We start from the raw sequence: 19,246 nt of genomic DNA, 5'->3' as shown, positions 1-19,246 counted from the left end.
TTCCGATGACTTTGCTGCAGATCATGTCCGACCGGGACGCCGCCGACGTCAAGCTGCGCACCGGCGATGACGCGGTGATCGCCGCCGAACTCAACAAGCGCGGCATCACCTTCGAGCGCTGGCCGCTGCTGGCCGGCCTGTCCGGCGACACCAGCACCGAGGACCTGCTGGCCGAATATCGGTCGCGCATCGACGAACTCAACGGCGACGGGCGCTACAAGTTCATCGACGTCGCCCGCATCCACCCCTCCGACGATGCGGAGTGGCCCGCCAAGGCCGAGGCCGCGCGCACCAAGTTCCTCGACGAGCACCGCCACGCCGAGGACGAGGTTCGTTTCTTCGCGCACGGTCAGGGCTGCTTCTACCTGCACCTGGGTGACGAGGTGCTGGCCACGGTGTGCACCGCGGGCGACCTCGTTTCGGTGCCGGCGGGCACCCTGCACTGGTTCGACATGGGCACCCGCCCCGAGTTCGTCGCCGTCCGCTTCTTCGAGGAGGAAGACGGCTGGATCGGTGACTTCACCGGCGACAAGATCTCCGGCGGCTTCCCGACCCTCGACGAGCTGACCGCGGCATGATCAAAGCTGTCGTCCTCGACATCGAGGGCACCACCAGCCCGACCAGTTCGGTCCGTGAGGAGCTCTACGGCTACACCCGCGACCGCCTCCCCGGGTGGCTGGCCGAAAACCAGGGCGGCCCAGCCGATCCCATCATCGACGCCACCCGCGCGCAGGCCGGCGAGCCGGATGCCGATGATGCGCGCGTAGCCGAGATCCTCATCAACTGGCTGAACACCGATGTGAAGTCCGAGCCGCTCAAGGCCGCCCAAGGCATCATCTGCGCCGAGGGCTTCCGCAACGGCTCCCTGCACGGCGAGTTCTTCCCCGATGTCCCGCCCGTCCTGCGCGCCTGGCGGGACGCCGGGCTGGAACTCTACATCTACTCCTCGGGTTCGGTTCGCAACCAGAAGGATTGGTTCGCCTTCGCCCGCGGCGGCGACCTGTCCCCGTTGATCAGCGGCCACTTCGACCTCTCGACGGCGGGCCCGAAACGCGAGGCTTCCTCCTACGAGAAGATCGCCGGCGCCATCGGCGTCCCCGCCGACAGCATCCTCTTCCTCTCCGACCACCCGGACGAAGTGGACGCGGCCGTGGCCGCAGGCTGGCACGCCTTCGGTGTAACCCGCCCGGGCGAACCGAACGCTCCTCGCCCCCCGCACCGTTGGATCAGCGACTTCGCGGACGTCGAACCGAACTAGGTTGCGCCGGAACGCAAGTGACTCGTGACATGTCGCGCTCGCAGCGCCTGCGCACCCATAGCGCTGTCTCCACGGCGCTGGCGCTGCACAGCGATGATGCGTTGCGCGAGCTCGTGGATGCGGCCACACCGCTCGGCATCGGCATCGGCGGGAGGTCGGCACTGCTGCAGATCGCCGGAACCCCGGTCTTCGTCAAACGAATACCCCTCACCGACCTCGAACGACAGCCCGAACACGTCCGGTCCACAGCGAACCTGTTCGACTTGCCGATGTTCTTCCATTACGGTGTCGGCCTCATCGGCGGGGCAGGTTTCGGGGCCTGGCGCGAGCTCGCCGTGCACGCCATGACGACGAACTGGGTACTTGCCGCCGATTACGAGGGCTTCCCCCTCATGTACCACTGGCGGGTGCTGCCGGACACGACCCCGCTACCGGCCGAACTCGCCGACATCGACCGCGTCGTCGCCTACTGGGACGACCGACCGCAAGTGCGCCGCCGAATCGAGGCCGTCCGCGACTCTTCGGCAAGCATCACCTTGTTCCTCGAATACATCCCGCAAACCCTGCACGACTGGCTCAACACCCAGATCGAGGCAGGCAGTGACGCCACCGACCGAGCCTGCGCCATGGTCGAGCGCGAACTGGCAGCCGGTCCCGCATTCATGAACAGCCATGGGCTGCTGCACATTGACGCACACTTCTGGAACATCCTCACCGACGGTCGACGCCTCTACTTCAGCGATTACGGCCTCTCCCTCTCCTCCGAGTTCGACCTCTCGCCGCAGGAAGTCACCTTCCTCGACCAAAACCAAAGCTACGACCAAGCCTTCACCTCCACCTACCTGGTGAACTGGCTACTCACCGCCCTCTACGGGCTACAAACCCGCGAGACACGCGCCTCAACGGCGGCCGCCATCGCCGAAGGCCTGCCACCCCAAGACATCCCCGACGGAACCGCCACGATCCTCACCCGCCACGCGCCCGTCGCCGCAGCAATGACCACATTCACCCGCGCGTTCCAACAGGACACCCGCACCACCCCCTACCCCGACGAGGAGATCCGCCGCCTACTGAACGGCAAAGATCTTCATAGACAAAGTCTCCCGGAGTACCCCGAAATCTGAGGGAGATTTTCGGCGTCACATACCGTCAAGGCCGCATGTCGACCACATCGACCGGCTGCCCGTGATAGAGCTTCGGCTCGTAGGTGAACACAACGGCGCTCACCGCCCGCGCTTCATGGACGACGGCTGCGATCTTTACACCGGCGAGAGTCGGTTCGGTTGCGGCGGAACCGATGTCGAGGGCACTCTGGCCGAGAGTCAGCACGGTCAGCGGGCTTTCGGGGTCGTTGAGTAGGAACGACAGCTCTCGTGCATCGTGACCGAGTTCGGCGGCGGCTGCGGTCACCGACAAAGCGGTGGTCAGCACGAGCCGTCCGTCGAGTACCGCGTCGAGGACGATGGTCTGTGCGCGGCGGGTTAGGTCACGTTCGTAGGCGGTGAGGGTGGTGCTGTCGAGAAGAATGATTCCGGCAGCAGCGCTCACGCTGTCTCCCCTCTGCGCAGCTGGTCGGCGCGCGCGAGCACTGCGCGGGCTTCCACCTGGTTCTTGGCGAATTCGGGAGAGTCGGGGTCGATGCCCAGGCGGCGCATGGCGCGCTCGGCGAACTCGTCACGATGTTCGTAGGCGTGACGAGCGCCGGGCAGGTCGATGTCGAGGGCGGCTCGGAGCCGGCTGAGGGCGTACTGGTTCTGTGACATCCCGGCCTGCGCGGCGGCGCGCTGCAGCAGGTACTTGTCCGTTTCGCTGAGGCCTCGTAGCGGGAAGTTCGATGATGTCATGACGTCACTCTACTCGAGCTGACCCTCCGCGGCACGGGTATTGATCCAAACGATCGGTATTTCGGCTGTCAGTCTCGGGAGCCGGCGAATTCACTGTGTCGATCGATGAATGGCATTCCGGCTTCGATCATCGGTCGAGATTGTTTTGGGGTGGGTCGAACCGTTGGGGGAGCAGGTTCGTGTTGATGGCTGCGGGAAAGGGGTTCGGGGCCTTACTCATTGCTGGATCTGTGCGTAATCAGTAGCTGCATGTCGGGTTTATTCGGCGTGCGCAGAACAGGATCGTATTTCCGGGTGGGTCGGAAAGAAAGGTTGACAATGATATTCCGTGATCGACGTCGAAATGTGGGGCGGCACGCGCGTGCTGGGGGTCCGCGGTGAGCGGGGCAGTGGTCGAGGGCTGGCTGCGGCCGGTGCGGCGGGTGCTCGATCCTGGCGATGAGGTCGACTGGAATCGGCTGGCTGCCATGGAGAACGAGCTGGGCGCGGTGCTTGCCGCGTGTTCTGTGGATCTACCCGATGGGGGCGAGCGGTCGCGGCGGCTGCAGGCTGTGCGGCTGGCGATGGTCGAACGTGGGTTTCTCGACACGATGACCGGCTCGCCGCTGTATGGGGTTCTGGCACAGTTCATTTGCGGATACCGGGACGTGGATCTGCGGGATGCGGTGACCATCGGGCACGGGCGGCTCATCGACCGGTACGGGTGTCCGGCGCTGCGCGATCGGTGGGGGGCCGCGCGTCGCGGCGGGTGAGTTGGTCGGTGTGGCCACCACCGAACCGCACGGCGGTTCGCGGCCGGCTGCGGCACGCACCTGTGCCACCGCTGGTCCGGGCGGGACGTGGCTGGTCAGCGGGCGTAAGACGTGGATCAGCCGGCTCACCGAGGCGGCGGTGTTCATCGTGTTCTTCCAGGATCCGGGCGGGCGGCAGGCCGCCGCGGCGATCGATGCCACCGAGCCGGGGCTGCATCGGCGGCCCGTCGCACCGGCGGGTCTGGCCGGCTGGACGTGGGTGTGCTTGAACTCGATGCGGTACCTGTGCACCCCGGCCGCGATGTCCTGCTCGGGCACGGAATGTCCTTGCTGCGCAAGCATTTCACGGCATACCGCCCGTTGGTGACCGCGACGGCGCTCGGGGCCGGTGCGCGGGTGTTCGATACCGTCACCGCTCATCTCGAGCACCGGATGTCCAGCGGGGAGATCACGCAATCGCGCGACTCCGCTCTCATCACTCTCGGCCGGGCGCACGCCCAGCTGACGACCACGCTGCTGGGCACCACGATGGCCGCGCAGCTGGCACACGCCGAGGCCCGACCGGGCCGAGCAAGTGGGCTGGGAGATGAAGGCCCATGGCATCGACACCACCTATCAGGCCGTGACCGAGCTCGCGCAACTGCTCGGAGCCGCCGGTTACCGGGCGGACTCACCGGTCGCCAAGGCCCGTCGCGACCTCGGCGCATTGCTCATCGCCGATGGCATCCACGACACCCTCTATCGCAGTGCCGGCAAACACCACGCGAGTCGCCCGCCGGTCAGAACCGAAATTCCGCAGCCGGCAAGCCGGTCGGTATAAACCTCCGAGGGAGATCACGTTCACCATGCATCAATTCCTCAATATCAAGAAGTCCGTGGGCATCTGCGCCGATTTCTGGGATGTCACCAAAAAGGCTGGGTTGTTCGGAATTCCGGTCACCGGACTCGGTGACGGCAGGCATCGAGCGGTCGCCGACGGCCACGAGTTCGTCAATATGTCTTCCTATTCGTATTTGGGTCTCGACACCCACCCCGGTCTGGTCGAGGCCGCGGCCGCGGCGGTGCTCGCCGAGGGAGCGCTCAATACCTCGGCCTCCCGCATGCGGCTCCGGTTCGGTCTGCTCCAGGACGCCGAGACGGCCTTGTCGGAGCTCTTCGATGTCGAAGCGGTCACCGTCAATTCCTGTGCCGCCGCGGCGTGGACGAGCCTGCCGCTGATCGCCTCGGGCCTGCTCACGAACGACGTCTCGCCGCTGATGGTGTTCGACAAGAACGCGCACTTCTGCATGAACGCGATGAAGCCGAACGTGGCGGACGAGGCCGAGATCGTCACGATCCGCCACAACGACCTCGACGCCTTGGAGGATCTCTGCCGTCAGCACCGGCAGGTCGCGTTCGTGGCCGACGGCGTGTACAGCACCGGCGGCCGCGCACCGATCGCCGAACTGCTACGCCTGCAGGACAAGTACGGCCTGTTCCTGCTCTTCGACGAGGCACACAGCATCTCCACCGTTGGACGGTACGGGCGCGGGGTGGTGCTGGAAACGATGGGTGCGATGAACGACCGCACCGTGATCATCATCTCGTTGAACAAGGGCTTCGGCGCCTCCGGTGGCGCGATCTTCCTGGGCCCCCGCGGTTCCCAGGGACGGGTCGACACCGCGCTGCGCAGCGCCGCCCCACTGATGTGGTCGCAGCGGATCAATACCGCGGGCCTCGGCGCCGTGCTCGCCTCCGCCGGACTGCACCGGACCGGCGAGCTGATCGAACTGCAGAATCGCCTGCAGGACAACATCACTCTGTTCGACAGCCTCGTGGAGACCGCTGAGCGGGGTGACGGCCTGCCGATTCGGTTCGTGGAAGTCGGTTCCGAAGAGGGCTGTGTGGTGCTGGCGCAGGATCTGTTGCGCGCCGGCTTCTTCGCGCCGCCCATCTTCTTCCCGATCATCGGCCGCGGTCGCGCCGGATTGCGCGTGATGTTGCGCGCGAACATGTCGGCCGCGGAGATCGAAGAGTTCTGCGCGCTGATCAATACGCTGTTGCAGCGCGGACCGGTCGCCGTGGGCGCTCGCGAATGAAACCCACCTTGATGCTCGTCGGCGGCGCCCGCGCCCGCGCCTTCAGCGTGGACCAAGCCGAATCGGTGCTCGCGCAGGCCGCCGCCCGCGGGGTCCGCACGCTGGTCACCGCCGGCGCGCCGGTCCTCGCGGCCACGCCGACGATCGTGGCCGCAGCCGATGAGGCTGCGGCCGTGGGCTTCTCCGCGCCGGAGGAGATCGCCGCGTGGGCACGCCGGCGCGTCGCGGCAGGCGAGAACATCCACGCGGTCTTCGCCCTGCTGGAGATGGCCCAGGTCGCCGCGGCCGAGACGGCGGCCGCGCTCGGCGTTGCGGGCAACCCGCCCGCAGTGATCCGCCGGACACGCACCAAGGACGCCTGCCGGGCGGCGCTGGCCGCGGCAGGCTTCCCGCAGCCCGCCGTCCGGCTGTGCACGAACGCCGAGGATGCGAAAGCCTTTCTGCGCCAGGCCTCGTGGCCGTGCGTGGTCAAACCACGCGACGCCATGGGCAGTACCGGGGTGAGCCTGATCTCCGCGGCCGCCGATCTGCCCGCGGCGCTGGCATTGCTGCCCGAGCGGGACGAGTTCCTCATCGAAGAGTTCGTAGCCGGAACCGAATTCAGTGTCGAGGGGTTCTTCCAGGATGGTCGGCCCGTCGTCCTCGCGATCACCGCGAAGGAGACGGTGCCGCCGCCGTTCTTCGCCGAGATCGCGCACACGCTACCCGCGGACCTGCCCGAGCAGCGGCGCCGGGAGATCGAGAGCACGGTGTCCGCGGCTCTGCTCACCCTCGGCCTGCATTTCGGTGCGTTCCATGTCGAGGTCTGGCTGACATCGACCGGCGTCGTGCTCGGCGAGGTGCACAGCCGATTCGGCGGGGTATGGATCCACAAGATGCTCGAGTACGCCATCCCCGGTATCGAGTTGTTCGGGCCGATCATCGACGACTTGCTGGACCTGCCACGGACTCCCGGCCCGACCGGGCCCACTCGGGGTGCGGCGCTGCGGCACCTGACTCCGCCACCGGGCCGGATTCTCACGATCGAGGGCTGGGACGAGGTGTGCGCGCACCCCGCGGTGCTGCACGCGGAACTCTCGGCCGGGCCCGGCGACGTGATCTCCCCGCTGCGCTGTGCCGGCGACCGGGTCGGGCTGATCGTCGTCGGCGCGGAGACCGGAACTCGGGCACGGGAACTCGCCGCGGACCTGGCCCGCTCGGTCCGGTTCGTCATGGCCGACAGCGTCGTGCCCGAAAGGTCGGTGCGCCGATGACCATCCACGCCAGGCTGCGTCGTTGGACCTCCGGGATACTTCCGGACGGCGGCACTGCTGTCCGCGGGCTCGCGCTCGCGACGCTGGTGAGCACGATCGGCTACGGCATCTATCTCACCGCCGGGGTGCTGTACTTCACCCGGGCCGTGCATCTGCCCGCAGCTCAGGTGGGTATCGGTCTGACCTTGGCGGGTGCGGTATCGCTGGCGGCCGGGATTCCGTTCGGTCACTTGGCCGATCGGTGCGGCCCGCGCTCGGTCTACGCGCTGACGCTCGCCTTGGGCGCGGTGTCGATGGCGGGTCTCTGTCTGGCACACGTGTTTTGGACATTCCTGCTGTCCGCGAGTCTCGGCGCCGCCGCGCAGTCGGCGGGACAGGCGGCGCGCGGCCCGTTCGTACAGGCCTACGGCGGGGAGCGCCCGGCCGAGTTCCGTGGATATCTGCGCTCGGTCACCAATGTCGGCATTTCGGTGGGCGCGCTGCTCGCGGGCTGGGGTATCGCGGTCGACACCCGCCAGGCGTACCTGCTGCTGATCGGGGGTAGCGCCGTCACCTACGCGTCGGCGGCGCTGGTCGTACTCTTCCTGCCGCACCTGCCGCCGCGGCCGCACGCTTCCGGGCAGCGCTGGGTGGCGTTGCGCGATCGTCCCTACCTCGTGTTGACCCTGCTCGACGGCGTGATGGCGATCCAGTACCGCATGCGATCGGTGGCCCTGCCGTTGTGGCTGGTGGACCAGGTGCTGGCGCCGAAGTGGTCGGTGTCGATGGTGATGCTGATCAACACCGTCGTCGTTGTCCTGTTTCAGGTTCGAGCGAGCCGCGGCGTCACCACGCCCGCTCTCGGCGGCCGCGCGTTTCGCCGCGCGGGCTTCGCCTTTCTGCTCGCTGCCGCGCTGATCTCGACCATGGCCGGCGCCCCGGTGTGGTTCGCCATGGCGCTCCTGCCGATTGCGGTGATCATTCACACGGTCGGGGAGATGTGGCAGGCCGCAGGCGGTTTCGAGCTGTCGTTCGCCTTGGCTCCGCGCGATGCGGTCGGCCAGTACCAGGGTCTGTTCGGCATGGGTCTGGGTCTCGGGATCACCCTCGGCCCGGTCGTGGTGATCGCGTTGTGTATCGGCTGGGGGATGCCGGGATGGTGGGTCCTCGGCGCCCTGTTCGCCGTGACCGGTCTGGCGGTTCCCCCGATCGTCCGCTGGGCCGAACGGAGCCGGCCGCACCTGGAGACACGTGGGGCGGGAGTCGTTGGCGCTCAGGGGGAAAGCGCATAGTCTGCGATCGTGAATCGAATTGCGGGGCTCGGGCTTGCTCTTCTTACCTGCTCGGTCGGTGGTCTTGCGGGGCCGGCGCGGGCCGATGCGCCGGCACCCCTGTTGTCGCCGGGGCCCAATGTGTACAGCGGTTATGGGGCTGTGGCGCCGTCGTTCTCGGTGCTCAGGGCGCGGTGGACGCAGCCTGCCGTGAGCTGTCCGTCCTCGTTGGACGGGGCGATCGGAGGCCTGTCGAACACCGTTCAGACCGGGTCGTCGATCTTGAAGATTCCGGGGATGGCGGCGCAGCCGGACGGGGTGATCGGGACTACGTTCGTGCCGCACGTCGCGACCTGGATCGGGATGGTGGGCATGAATGGGCCCTCGGATCGGACGCTCATACAAACCGGCACCGTCACCACCTGCGAGGATGGGGTGGCGCATCCGATGGGGTTCTTCGAGACGCCGTCCTTCGATAATCAGGCGGGGGAACCGGATCTGGATGCGGATGTCCCGGGGACCATGTGGGAGACACCGGCCACCGATCCCGGTGATGCGATCGAGGCGACCGTGACCTGGGATGGCAGTTCGTCGTACCGGCTGGTGGTCGCGAACACCACGAAGGGGTGGAAGTACGGTGCGACGTTCCACAGTTCGGTGGTTCCGACCGGTGCGCTGACCGTTCTCGAGTCGATTCCGCACAATGTGCCGGGGTACAGCCCGGTGACCTTCACCGATGTGACTGCCGACGGAAAGCCGTTCGGGGCCTACGAGACTCACACGTTCAATATCGACGGCCCGGACATCGCGCCCGGCGCCCTGAACGACAAGTCGTTCACCGTACCCTCGCCGTAACAGGCCACACACGATTCGGGCCCGTTCCCTTGTGGGGAACGGGCCCGAATTCGGCTGGGGGAGTAGGTGATCAGCCCACTGCAGCCGCGCCTGCGGCGCGTTCGATGAGGTATTCGACCAGGGTCATGAGCACGTTCTTGGATGATCCGCGATCTCGCGCGTCGCAGAGCAGGACCGGAATGCGCTCGTCCAGGTCGAGTGCGTCACGCACTTCGGCCGGGGTGTAGAGGGGTGCGCCTTCGAAGCAGTTGACCGCCACGGTGAAGGCGACATTGCGGCGTTCGAAGAAGTCGATGGCCGCGAACGAGCCGTCGAGCCGGCGGGTATCGGCCAGCACGACCGCGCCCAGTGCGCCGCGCGCCAATTCGTCCCAGAGGAACCAGAATCGGTCCTGTCCGGGGGTGCCGAACAGGTAGAGGACCAGGTTGCGGTCGATGGTGATGCGCCCGAAGTCGAGGGCGACCGTGGTGGTGGTCTTGCCTTCCACGCCGCGCAGATCGTCCACGCCCGCGGAGAGTTCGGTGATGAGTTCTTCGGTGCGCAGCGGAGTGATTTCACTGATCGCCGACACCATGGTCGTCTTGCCCACACCGAAGCCGCCCGCGATGAGAATCTTCACCGAGGCGGCCATGTGCTGGGTATCAAAGTTTTCGGATGCCATCGAGTACCGCTCGCAAAATGTTGAGGTCACTGGGCGCCGCCTCGGGCGAGGCCGGTGCCCGGAACTTGAGGATATTGTCGGAGATCAGGTCGCCGACAAGGATTTTCGTGACGGCCAATGGCAGTCGCATGGCGGCCGAAACCTCCGCCACCGACAGTGGCAACCGGCACAACCGAACGATGTCGGAGTACTCCGGTTCGACACGTCGCAGCGGTGGGGCCATGTTCGGCACCACCACCACTGTGAGCATGTCCAGATCGTGTCCCGCTCCCATGGTCCGGCCGCCGGTCCGTGCGTAGGGACGCACGAGCGGGCCTGCGGCATCGTCGAACCACTGCTGTTCCCCCGGCCGCGGCATCATGACAATCGGGGGTTGACCTGTCCGGCCAGGTGATGGCGCGGGGTGGTGGACAGGTAGGTGCCGACACGTTGCACGGTCAGGTTCATCTCGTAGGCGACCATGCCGAGATTGGCCTGTTCATTGGCCTGCAGGGCGAGGCAGGCGTGACTGCCGGCGGCGGTCACGAAGAGCACCGCGCGTTCGAGTTCGATGACCGCCTGGCGGACGCCGCCGCCGTCGAAACGGCTGCCCGCACTGCGGGCCAACCCGTAGAGCGTGGAGGACATGGCGCCGAAGTGCTCGGCGTCCTCCCTGCTCATGCCCGAGGAACGACCCAGCAGCAGTCCATCGGTGGAGTGCACCACCGCATGACGAACACCCGCGAGCCGATCGACAAGATCGTCGAGTAGCCAGTTGAGATCACCAGCGTTTGAGGTGGTCACCGTCGCCTTCCTGTCTGTCCGAGAATGCCTGTGACTCAGGCGCGAACGCACCGGGCTCGGCTCGGCGGCCCTGCCTGGTTCCGTTTTCGATGGCGGAGAAAAGGTCTCGGGCCTGCTCGGCCGAGCGGCTGGGCTGGTCGGACGATTCGGTGACCGTCTGGTCCTGCGCCAATTCCGGTGCGAGACTTGCCTGCCGGCGCCTACGCGGTAGCGCGGGCCGGGCGTCGGAGCCAGTGTAATGGGCTCGCCCGAATTCGCGCGGCCGGAAACCGTTTTCCGAGGCCGACGGCGCCGGGTCCTCGATGCGAGGCGGGAAGATCGGCTCCGGACGCGAGTGGCGCGGTTCGGTCGGCGGCTCGTACGGCGGCAACGGCTGGGACTGGAACGAGGGCAGCAGGGGCTGCGACTGGAACGACGGCGGCAGCTGTTCGGCCGGAGGTTCGTAATGGTTCACGGCGGCTATCCCGGTCGAGGTGTCGAACCTGGAGGTCGGTGGAATATAGGTGGGCAGTGGGGCTTGCAGCTCCGGCAGTGCGGGGCTCGGCTCCAGCTCCGGCATCCGGTCCAGTTGCCTTGTCACCATCGGCATTTCGCCGGTGCGGCCCGCGGGGACCATGAGGCCCGAGGGCACCAGGACGATGGCGCGCACGCCGCCGTAATCGGATTCGGCGAGCCGCACCGAGATACCGTTCCGCACGGCCAGCTGCGCGACCACGAACATGCCCAGGCGGGAGTCCTCGGACAGCGTGCTGACGCCGAAGTCCGGTGGGTTGCGCAGCATGTCGTTGATGCGGGCGAGTTCGGCCTCGGGCATACCCATGCCCTGGTCGATGATCTCGATGGCGACGCCCTTGCCGACCACATTGCCGCGCACCTCGACCTGCGACTGCGGCGGCGAGAAGTGGGCGGCGTTGTCGACGAGTTCGGCCACGAGGTGCACGAGGTCGGCGACGGCGCTGCCGGCGACGGCCATCTCGGGTAGCCGGGCGATCTTGACGCGCGTGTAGTCCAGTGCCTCACCGACACCCGAGCGCACGACCTCGACCAACTGCACGGGATTGCGCCACTGCCGGCCCGGCTGACCACCCGCGAGAATGATGAGGTTCTCGGCATTGCGGCGTTCGCGGGTGGCGAGGTGGTCCAGGCGGAAGAAGATCTCCAGCAGGGCCGGATCCTCCTGCTTGGACTCGGCCTCATCGAGCACCTCGAGCTGGCGGTGCACCACGACCTGGCTGCGGTGGGCGATATTGAGGAAGACCGCCTTCACACCTTCCCGGGTGCGGGCCTCGGTGATGGCAGCGGTCACGGCGGCGGCGTGGGCGTGCGTGAACGCCTTTGCCACCTGGCCGATTTCGTCGGTGCCGAAGTCGAGCACGGCGGCCTCGGTCTCGGGGTCGACCGGCTGGCCCTCGCGCAGCTTCACCATCATCTCGGGCAGGCGCTCGTCGGCGAGGACGAGGGTCTGGTCACGGAGGCGCTTGAGGCGGCGGATGATCCGGTTGGCCAGCACCAGCGAGACGAGGAAGGCGCCGATGGCGACGACCAGCATGCCGCCGCCGGCGAGCGCGGAGTTGCGGGCGTTCTCGTCGGCCACGTCACGGGCGGTGGCCAGCGAGTCCTTGCTCTTCTTGTCCCACAGGTCCAGCAGCGCCTCGTTGACCTTGTTGACCGTGTCGGTCCACTCCTGCGGCGTGAAGGTCAGTGGCGCAACGGCTGCCGTGGTCCCGGCCTTGGGCGGCGCCTGGGTGATCGGGTCCAGCGCGCGAGCCATCAGCGTGTTCTCCATGCCGATCAGCTTCAGCCAGTCCGCGTTCTTGACCAGCGCCTGCGCCGCGGCGTCGCCGCTGTCGGCGCCGGCCATATTGCCCATGTTGACGCGGTAGGCGCCGATCACGCGGGTGAACTCGATCGCCAGGTCGGGCGGCAGGGTGCCGCCGTTGATCAGCACCTCGGCCAGAGCCGCGGCGCGCGAGAGCATTTCGGAGGCGGACACCAGCAGCAGCGTGTCCGCGGTCTGCATGGCGATGTCGGGGTTGGGCGCGGTGGTCTCCACGGCGCGGGTGCCGACGGAGATCAGGTCGAGCAGGTGACCGTAGAAGTTGTAGGCGTCCGAGATGGGCAGGGCGTTGCCGTCGACCTGGGTGCGCACCGCGGCCAGCGACTTGCTCAGGGTGAGGAAGCCGCCGACGTCACCGGTGACGGCCTGCGGGCCCAGATCGTTCATCGACTGGGTGGTCGACGCCATGCCGCGCAGGGCGGCATCGAGGCGCAAACGGGCCTGCGCCAGGCCCTTCGGGTTCGGGTCGTCCCCGGCCAGCTGGTCCATGGTGAGCTGGCGTTCCTGCTGGGTCGCACTCACCAACTCCTTGGAGAGCGGTGTGGCGGCGGTGAGCGCATTCGCCCAATCTCGTGCGTGTGTGCCCTCCACCACCAGGTATCCCGCGCCACCCACACCGATCACGAGCAATGCGAGGCTCGGGACGAGTGCGATGGCAAGAACACGGGTCCGGACCCCGAGCCTCGCTCTGAACATCGGCACAATGTAACGGGTTCACATCCAATTTGCCGAACGTATCCCATTGGGCGGTCCCGGATTTGACGGATTCAGTTATGCGTGTTGCGTAATGATGGTAGTCACCCGCCCGCTCTGGCCAGCAGATATTCGACTAGCGTCAGCAGAACCTCTTTGCAGGAGCGGCGATCTCGTGCGTCACACGTCATGATTGGGACATGCTCGTCGAGATCGAGCGCGTCGCGAACTTCGCCCGGTGTGTAGACGGGCGCGCCCTCGAAACAGTTGACGCCGATGCTGAATCCGATGCCGCGGCGTTCGAAGAAATCGATGGCCGCGAAGGAGGCGTCGAGGCGGCGGGTATCGGCGAGAATGACCGCGCCGAGCGCGCCGCGTGAGAGCTCGTCCCACAGGAACCAGAAGCGGTCCTGCCCGGGTGTGCCGAACAGGTAGAGGACCAGTCCCGGATCGATGCTGATCCGGCCGAAATCGAGGGCGACCGTGGTGGTCGTCTTGCCTTCGATGCCGGTGAGATCGTCGATCCCGCTGGAGTTCTCGGTGATGACTTCCTCGGTGCGCAGCGGGGCGATCTCGCTGATGGCGCCGACCATGGTGGTCTTGCCGACGCCGAAGCCGCCCGCGATGAGGATCTTGACCGATTGCGCCAGTGGCTGCGGTGCCACCGGCTGGGTCGCGTTACCGAACATGCCGCGGCTCAGCCGAAATCGCCGGGGCGGCGCGGGGAGGTGGACAGGAAGGTGCCGACGCGCTGCACGGTCATGTTCATCTCGTAGGCGACCATGCCCAGGTTGGCGTCGGCGCCGGTCTGCAGGGCCAGGCAGGCGTTCGCGCCCGCGGCCGTCACAAAAAGGACCGCTCGGTCTAGTTCAATGACCGCCTGGCGGACCGCGCCGCCGTCGAAACGGTGTCCCGCACTGCGGGACAGGCCGTACAGGGTCGAGGACATGGCGCAGAAGTGCTCCGCGTCCTCGCGGCTGAATTTCGAGGAGCGGCCGAGCAGCAGGCCATCGGTGGAGTGCACCACCGCGTGGCGGACGCCCGCCAGTTTGTCGACGAGATCGTCGAGGAGCCAGTCGAGTTCACCAGCGTGGGAGGTGCTCACCGTCGTCTTCCTGTCGGTTCGATATGGGTCGATCGAGTGCGCCGGGCTCGGCGCGGCGACCCTGGCGGGTGCCGTTCTCGATGGCGGAGAACAGGTCTCGTGCCTGTTCGGGGCTGCGTTCGAGGGGCTGCGGCGCGCTACTGCGTGCAACGGCCGGATCATGATCATCAGCCGGAACCGGATCAACTAGCAAGTCCTGCGCAAGTTCCGGTGCGAGGCTGGCCTGCCGTCGGCGGCGGGGTAGCGGGGGCCGACCTGCGGGTTGTGACGGCACCGCGCGTCCGTTGGCGGGCGGGTCGGTGCGGCGCGCGGACATGTCCGCGACGACCGGGCGATGTGCCGTCCGCTGGATGGGGGCGGGCGTGGGTTCGGCGTCGGCGCGGGTGTCCGGGCGCAATGGCCGGGGCAGCGCCGTGCTCGTGGTGTCCGGTGCGAGAAGCGCTTCGGGCGGATGCAGGTACTCCGCTCGGCGCGGGCGCAGCGATCGCGGGGCAACCGGGTCGCCGGCGGAGATCTCCCCGGCGATCACCGTGGCCGGGACCAGTACGATGGCGCGGATGCCGCCGTAGTCGGAGTCGGTGAGGCGCACGGAGATGCCGTGGCGCGCGGCCAGCTGCGAGACCACGAACAGGCCGAGGCGGGAATCGGCGGACAGGCTGGTCAGGCCGAAATCCGTTGGCGCGCCGAGCAGCTCGTTGAGGCGGTGCAGCTCGGCGTCGGGGATGCCCATGCCCTGGTCGCTGATCTCTACGGCGACACCGCGGCCGACCGTCGAACCGGAGATCTCCACCCGTGACTGCGGCGGCGAGAACGACGCGGCATTGTCGATGAGTTCGGCCAGCAGGTGGATGAGGTCGCCGACCGCCACGCCCGCGATGAAGGCCTGCGGCAGCCGGGCGGTGCGGACCCGGGTGTATTCGAGGGTCTCGCCGACCGCGCCGCGCACCAGATCCATGAGCGGCACCGGGTTCCGCCACTGCCGGCCGGGGCGCCCGCCTGCGAGAATGACCAGGTTCTCGGCATTGCGGCGCTCGCGGGTGGCGAGATGGTCGAGCAGGAAGAAGATCTCGAGGAGCGCCGGATCCTCCTGTTTGGACTCGGCCTCGTCCAGGATCTCCAGCTGGCGGTGCACCACGACCTGGCTGCGGTGGGCGATATTGACGAAGACCGCTTTCACGCCCTCGCGGGTGCGGGCCTCGGTGACAGCCGCGGCGACGGCCGAGCCGTGGGCGTGGCCGAATGCGGCTGCGACCTGGCCGATTTCATCGTGGCCGAAGTCGAGCGGGGGAGTGTCGGCCTGCACGTCGGCGGCGGTGCCGGTCGCCAGCCGGCGCATGGTCTCGGGCAGTTCGGTGTCGGCGAGGGCGAAGGTGCGGTCACGCAATCGCTTGAGCCGGCGGATGATTCGATTCGCCAGCACCAGCGCGACCAGGATGGCGATCAGGGCGACCGCCACGATGCCGGCGCCGGCCAGCACGGATTTGCGTGTGGTGTCGGCCGCGGCGTCGCTGGCCAGGTGCTGCACCTGCACGTTCTCGCTCTGCCACAGATCGGCCAGGGCCTGGTCGACCGCCGCCGCCACCCGCTGCCAGTCCGCCGTCGACAGTGGCAGCGACTGGAACTGGACGGGCGTGGTGCCGAGGGTGCGGGGGAGTGCGTGCTGGGAGAGCGCGGCCTCCATGGCGCCCAGTTGCTGCCAATCCGGGCTTGCCAGGAGCTTTTTCACGACGGCGGCGCCCTCGGTGTCCTGATCGACGAGGATGGCCTGGATGCGGGTGCGGTAGTAGCCGGTCGCCTGCAGGTAGTCCGAATCCAGTTCGGGCGGCAGGCCGTTGCCGTCGGTGAGTGCGGCGCCGAGTGCGTAGGCGCGGCTCACGGCCTCCAGGCATTGCAGGACTTCGGCTGATTCGGCGAGTTCGGTGGTGGTGGCGGCATCGGGGGCGCTGTGCTCGGCGATGTGCACGCCCGCGAGCACCAGGTCGGGCATGCGGTTGTAGAAGGCGTAGGCGTCGCCGAAGGCGAGGGTGCCCGCGTCCACGGCGGAGCGGATGCCGACCAGCTGCTCGGCGAGTGCGGCGAAGGCATCGGTGCTGTCGCCCATGGCTTTCGGGCCCATCTGCTGCAGCCGTGACTGTGCGGGCGCCAGGTGCTCGAGCGCCTGGTCCAGCCGCTGGCGGGCGGCGACCAGTTGCTGGACGTCGGAGTCGGCGCCGGCGATGCGCCAGAGCGTCAGCTGCCGTTCCACCTGAACGGCTTGTACCAGTTCACGGGTCGGGCCGATGGCGGTCTCCAGCTCGTCGGCCCAGGTTCGTGCATGATGGGAATGGTTCACCAGGGTGCCCGCCGCACCCACGCCGATGACCACCAGCGCCACACTCGGCACGAGCGCGATTGCCAGAATCCGGGTGCGGACGCCTAGCTTCGGTAAACGCATTGCGGCAATGTTGCCGCCTTCCGTCCCGGAAATCAGTGTGAGTCCTTCTGTGCGGGAAGGCATTTGACATTGCGGCTGCTGCTGCCGTATGCCGTTGATAGCCACTTCCTCGATCGTTCCGAATGGAAATAGTTCACCTGCGAGAAAGCTGTGAGACAGCTGGGAGTCGTAAGTGGGCAAATATCCAGCACTAACTTCGGCCGCGCCCGGTACAGCGGGCCGCGCGCGCAGTTCCGCGCCGCGATGACGGAGGAGACGAAGTGCAGCACAGGAAACGCGCCTGGTTCGGCGCGGTCGCGACCACCACGGCCACAGTCGTGGGCGCGACCCTGATCGCGGGATGCGGATCGGACACCAAGGCCGACAACGAAGTGCGCAACATCATCTATCTGCTCGGCGACGGCATGGGCCGCACTCACGTCACCGCCGCCCGGCAGCGCTTCGCCGGCGCCAACGGGCGCCTGGCCATGGAACAGCTGCCCTACCTCGGCGCCGTCGCCACCTACGCGGTGGAACCCAACAGCGCCAAGCCATCCCTGGTCACCGACTCCGCCTCCGCGGCCACCGCGTGGGCCTCCGGCGTCAAGACCTACAACGCCGCCATCGGCGTGGACGCCTACGGCAAATCCGTGCCGACCCTCATGGAACAGGCCAAGGCCGCCGGCTTCGCGACCGGCAATGTCAGCACCGCCGAGATCACCGACGCCACCCCGGCCGCCATGTTCAGCCACACCCTGCTGCGCGGCTGCCAGGGGCCGGTCTACAGCGAATCCTCCTGCCTGCCGAAGAAATCCGACGGCGGCTACGAGGCGGCGCCCGCGGACAAGACGCTCATCACCCCGATCGCCGAGCAGATCGCGCGCAACAACACCGCCGATGTGATCTTCGGCGGGGGACTTGCGCGGTTCGAGCCCGATGACCAGAAGGCGCTGCAGGACAACGGGTACCAGGTGCTGGGCAGCATGGGTGATCCGGCATTGAAGGCGCAGACGGCCGACAGCCAGAAGGTCGCCACCGCCGCGGATCTGAAGTCCGTCGGCGGGCAGAAGGTGGTCGGGCTGTTCAATCGCGGGAATCTGACGGTCACGAACGCGCGCAACGCGCTGCCGGACACCGCGCCGCAGAAGCAGGAACCGACGCTGGCCGACATGACCACCAAGGCCATCGATCTGCTGTCGAGTCGCAAGGACAGCAAGGGCTTCCTGCTGCAGGTCGAGGGCGCGCAGATCGACAAGCGCTCGCACGCCAATGACGCCGCGCAGACGCTCGACGAGGTCAAGGCCTTCGACGACGCCATCGCCGCGGCCATGGACTTCGCCAAGAAGGACGGCCACACCATGGTCGTCGTGACCGCCGACCACGAGTGCGCGGGCTTCAACATCATCGAGAAGGGCACCTTCACCAACGCCGAAGCCGTTGCGCCCCCGGCCAATGCGGACTCCGGCAACTCCGCCAACAACAGCAAGCCGGCGCGCGATGCCAAGGACAATGTGAAGGATCCGGTTCGCTCCGGCGGATTCGTCAATGGCGCGGGCGCCAATGACCCCCGCAACTTCGCCCCGGCCACCTTCCGGACGCCGGACGATCCGGCCGACGTCAAGGACGGCTCACCCGAGGCGAGCCTGTGGCTGACCTACCTGTCCGGCAACCACACCGGCGCCGATGTACAGATCTACGCCTACGGCCCCGGCGCGGACGTGTTCGCGACCAGCCAGGAGAACACCTCCCTGTACACCAAGATGCACAAGGCGCTGCTGCCGTGAAACGCACAGCAGCTGCGCGAGCAGCTGTTTCCGCCCCACTCGTGATCGCGGCCGTCCTGGTGACGGCCGCGGTGACGGCCTGCGCCCCCTCGCCGGCCACGATCGCCACACCGACCGTGAACTCCACCGCGGCGCCCTCGCCCGCACCGGTCGCCGCTCCCGCTGCCAGCGTGGCAGCGGGGCCAGGGGAGATACGCCTGGCCCCAGGACCTTTCACCGATCGGGTAGCGGTCACCGCCACCCGTCTCGACGGCCCGACAGTGCGCGGCAAACTCGCGGTAACCACCGAAGTGAGTGAGATTCTGGCGCTGGAAGTGCACGCCGCGTTCTACGACAGCACCGGAAACCTGCTGGGCACAGCCATCTTCCAGCACTCCGACGAGGGCCACGCCGCCGCCGGCCCCCACACCCCGCACGACGACGGCCTCGATTTCGAAATCACCGCACCCCCGGCGACCGCGACCGTATCGGCCGCGGTCCTGTCGATTCCAGTACTGGTGAACGAGTAGCGGCTGTGAAAGCTCTACCAGGAACTCCAACCGCCCCAATGACGATGCCAGCCCCAGCCCGGGTGCCATCCCCAGCCTGACCACGGCCACATGAACCAGCCGAACATGTCGTGCCTTCTTTCCCTATCTCAACCCTTTCAATCCCTCGCCCATCGTCCCGTGTTCAGGCGC

Annotated in this window: 21 protein-coding genes; 12 read left to right on the top strand and 9 right to left on the bottom strand. The window is 67.5% G+C overall.

Going from position 1 to position 19,246, the window contains the following annotated elements; all coding sequences use genetic code 11:
- The first annotated feature begins 5 nt into the window (after window positions 1–5).
- The 3 genes from ACH438_RS26300 to ACH438_RS26290 are packed head-to-tail and all read left to right on the top strand — an operon-like array spanning window position 6 to window position 2,382.
- Window positions 6–578 carry a 1,2-dihydroxy-3-keto-5-methylthiopentene dioxygenase gene (locus ACH438_RS26300; protein WP_397009701.1) on the top strand — a complete coding sequence of 191 codons (573 nt, stop codon included), beginning with the start codon at window positions 6–8 and terminating at the stop codon, window positions 576–578.
- Window positions 575–1,258, top strand: coding sequence for an acireductone synthase (gene mtnC, locus ACH438_RS26295; RefSeq protein ID WP_397009699.1), 684 nt, complete (start codon window positions 575–577; stop codon window positions 1,256–1,258). Before ACH438_RS26300 ends, mtnC begins: the two co-directional genes overlap by 4 nt.
- Window positions 1,259–1,275: 17 nt before the next feature.
- Window positions 1,276–2,382, top strand: a complete 1,107-nt coding sequence (locus ACH438_RS26290) for a protein kinase family protein (protein WP_397009697.1) — start codon at window positions 1,276–1,278, stop codon at window positions 2,380–2,382.
- Window positions 2,383–2,407: 25 nt separating this feature from the next.
- Here the strand turns inward: ACH438_RS26290 and ACH438_RS26285 are convergent, their stop codons facing one another.
- Window positions 2,408–2,806 (bottom strand): hypothetical protein, encoded by a 399-nt coding sequence (locus ACH438_RS26285; RefSeq protein ID WP_397009695.1) that lies wholly within the window; start codon window positions 2,804–2,806, stop codon window positions 2,408–2,410.
- On the bottom strand, window positions 2,803–3,102 hold the full coding sequence (locus ACH438_RS26280) for a hypothetical protein (protein WP_397009693.1): 300 nt from the start codon (window positions 3,100–3,102) through the stop codon (window positions 2,803–2,805). Before ACH438_RS26280 ends, ACH438_RS26285 begins: the two co-directional genes overlap by 4 nt.
- A gap of 377 nt (window positions 3,103–3,479) precedes the next feature.
- On the opposite strand from ACH438_RS26280, the gene ACH438_RS26275 reads away from it, so the two are divergent.
- The 7 genes from ACH438_RS26275 to ACH438_RS26245 all read left to right on the top strand — a co-directional run bounded on the left by ACH438_RS26275 (window position 3,480) and on the right by ACH438_RS26245 (window position 9,290).
- A complete protein-coding gene (locus ACH438_RS26275; RefSeq protein ID WP_397009691.1) occupies window positions 3,480–3,854 on the top strand; it encodes a hypothetical protein in 375 nt (124 codons plus the stop codon).
- A 10-nt stretch (window positions 3,855–3,864) separates the two neighbouring features.
- Complete coding sequence (locus ACH438_RS26270) at window positions 3,865–4,221, top strand: acyl-CoA dehydrogenase family protein (protein WP_397009689.1); 357 nt, start codon at window positions 3,865–3,867, stop codon at window positions 4,219–4,221.
- Between the two features lie 219 nt (window positions 4,222–4,440).
- The gene (locus ACH438_RS26265) at window positions 4,441–4,674 is read left to right on the top strand and encodes a hypothetical protein (RefSeq protein ID WP_397009687.1); all 234 of its coding nucleotides are present in this window, start codon (window positions 4,441–4,443) and stop codon (window positions 4,672–4,674) included.
- A gap of 25 nt (window positions 4,675–4,699) precedes the next feature.
- Window positions 4,700–5,932 (top strand): aminotransferase class I/II-fold pyridoxal phosphate-dependent enzyme, encoded by a 1,233-nt coding sequence (locus ACH438_RS26260; protein ID WP_397009685.1) that lies wholly within the window; start codon window positions 4,700–4,702, stop codon window positions 5,930–5,932.
- Window positions 5,929–7,185, top strand: a complete 1,257-nt coding sequence (locus ACH438_RS26255) for an ATP-grasp domain-containing protein (RefSeq protein WP_397009683.1) — start codon at window positions 5,929–5,931, stop codon at window positions 7,183–7,185. Before ACH438_RS26260 ends, ACH438_RS26255 begins: the two co-directional genes overlap by 4 nt.
- Entirely contained in the window at window positions 7,182–8,456 is a 1,275-nt protein-coding gene (locus ACH438_RS26250; RefSeq protein WP_397009681.1) for an MFS transporter, read from the top strand. The genes ACH438_RS26255 and ACH438_RS26250 overlap by 4 nt, the downstream gene beginning before the upstream one ends.
- 276 nt (window positions 8,457–8,732) lie before the next feature.
- Window positions 8,733–9,290: a G1 family glutamic endopeptidase gene (locus ACH438_RS26245; RefSeq protein ID WP_397009679.1), complete on the top strand. Its 558-nt coding sequence runs from the start codon at window positions 8,733–8,735 to the stop codon at window positions 9,288–9,290.
- 70 nt (window positions 9,291–9,360) lie between these two features.
- Here the strand turns inward: ACH438_RS26245 and ACH438_RS26240 are convergent, their stop codons facing one another.
- The 7 genes from ACH438_RS26240 to ACH438_RS26210 form a co-directional block, all read right to left on the bottom strand.
- Window positions 9,361–9,951 (bottom strand): GTP-binding protein, encoded by a 591-nt coding sequence (locus ACH438_RS26240; RefSeq protein WP_397009677.1) that lies wholly within the window; start codon window positions 9,949–9,951, stop codon window positions 9,361–9,363.
- Window positions 9,932–10,309, bottom strand: coding sequence for a DUF742 domain-containing protein (locus tag ACH438_RS26235; RefSeq protein WP_397009994.1), 378 nt, complete (start codon window positions 10,307–10,309; stop codon window positions 9,932–9,934). The genes ACH438_RS26240 and ACH438_RS26235 overlap by 20 nt, the downstream gene beginning before the upstream one ends.
- Entirely contained in the window at window positions 10,309–10,734 is a 426-nt protein-coding gene (locus ACH438_RS26230; protein WP_397009675.1) for a roadblock/LC7 domain-containing protein, read from the bottom strand. The genes ACH438_RS26235 and ACH438_RS26230 overlap by 1 nt, the downstream gene beginning before the upstream one ends.
- Window positions 10,712–13,267, bottom strand: coding sequence for a nitrate- and nitrite sensing domain-containing protein (locus tag ACH438_RS26225; RefSeq protein WP_397009673.1), 2,556 nt, complete (start codon window positions 13,265–13,267; stop codon window positions 10,712–10,714). The genes ACH438_RS26230 and ACH438_RS26225 overlap by 23 nt, the downstream gene beginning before the upstream one ends.
- A gap of 101 nt (window positions 13,268–13,368) precedes the next feature.
- Complete coding sequence (locus ACH438_RS26220) at window positions 13,369–13,953, bottom strand: GTP-binding protein (protein ID WP_397009671.1); 585 nt, start codon at window positions 13,951–13,953, stop codon at window positions 13,369–13,371.
- Between the two features lie 8 nt (window positions 13,954–13,961).
- A complete protein-coding gene (locus tag ACH438_RS26215; RefSeq protein WP_397009669.1) occupies window positions 13,962–14,369 on the bottom strand; it encodes a roadblock/LC7 domain-containing protein in 408 nt (135 codons plus the stop codon).
- Window positions 14,347–16,803: a nitrate- and nitrite sensing domain-containing protein gene (locus tag ACH438_RS26210; protein ID WP_397009667.1), complete on the bottom strand. Its 2,457-nt coding sequence runs from the start codon at window positions 16,801–16,803 to the stop codon at window positions 14,347–14,349. The genes ACH438_RS26215 and ACH438_RS26210 overlap by 23 nt, the downstream gene beginning before the upstream one ends.
- A 260-nt stretch (window positions 16,804–17,063) precedes the next feature.
- Here ACH438_RS26210 and ACH438_RS26205 point away from each other — a divergent pair, with 260 nt between their 5' ends.
- Both ACH438_RS26205 and ACH438_RS26200 read left to right on the top strand, forming a co-directional pair.
- Window positions 17,064–18,566: an alkaline phosphatase gene (locus ACH438_RS26205; protein ID WP_397009665.1), complete on the top strand. Its 1,503-nt coding sequence runs from the start codon at window positions 17,064–17,066 to the stop codon at window positions 18,564–18,566.
- A complete protein-coding gene (locus ACH438_RS26200; RefSeq protein ID WP_397009663.1) occupies window positions 18,563–19,075 on the top strand; it encodes a hypothetical protein in 513 nt (170 codons plus the stop codon). The genes ACH438_RS26205 and ACH438_RS26200 overlap by 4 nt, the downstream gene beginning before the upstream one ends.
- Window positions 19,076–19,246 lie beyond the last annotated feature (171 nt).

The sequence above is a fragment of the Nocardia sp. NPDC020380 genome (assembly GCF_044386975.1).
Lineage (GTDB): Bacteria > Actinomycetota > Actinomycetes > Mycobacteriales > Mycobacteriaceae > Nocardia.
Note: the sequence above shows the minus strand (reverse complement) of the source record. Positions and strands in the feature narration are given on the sequence as shown.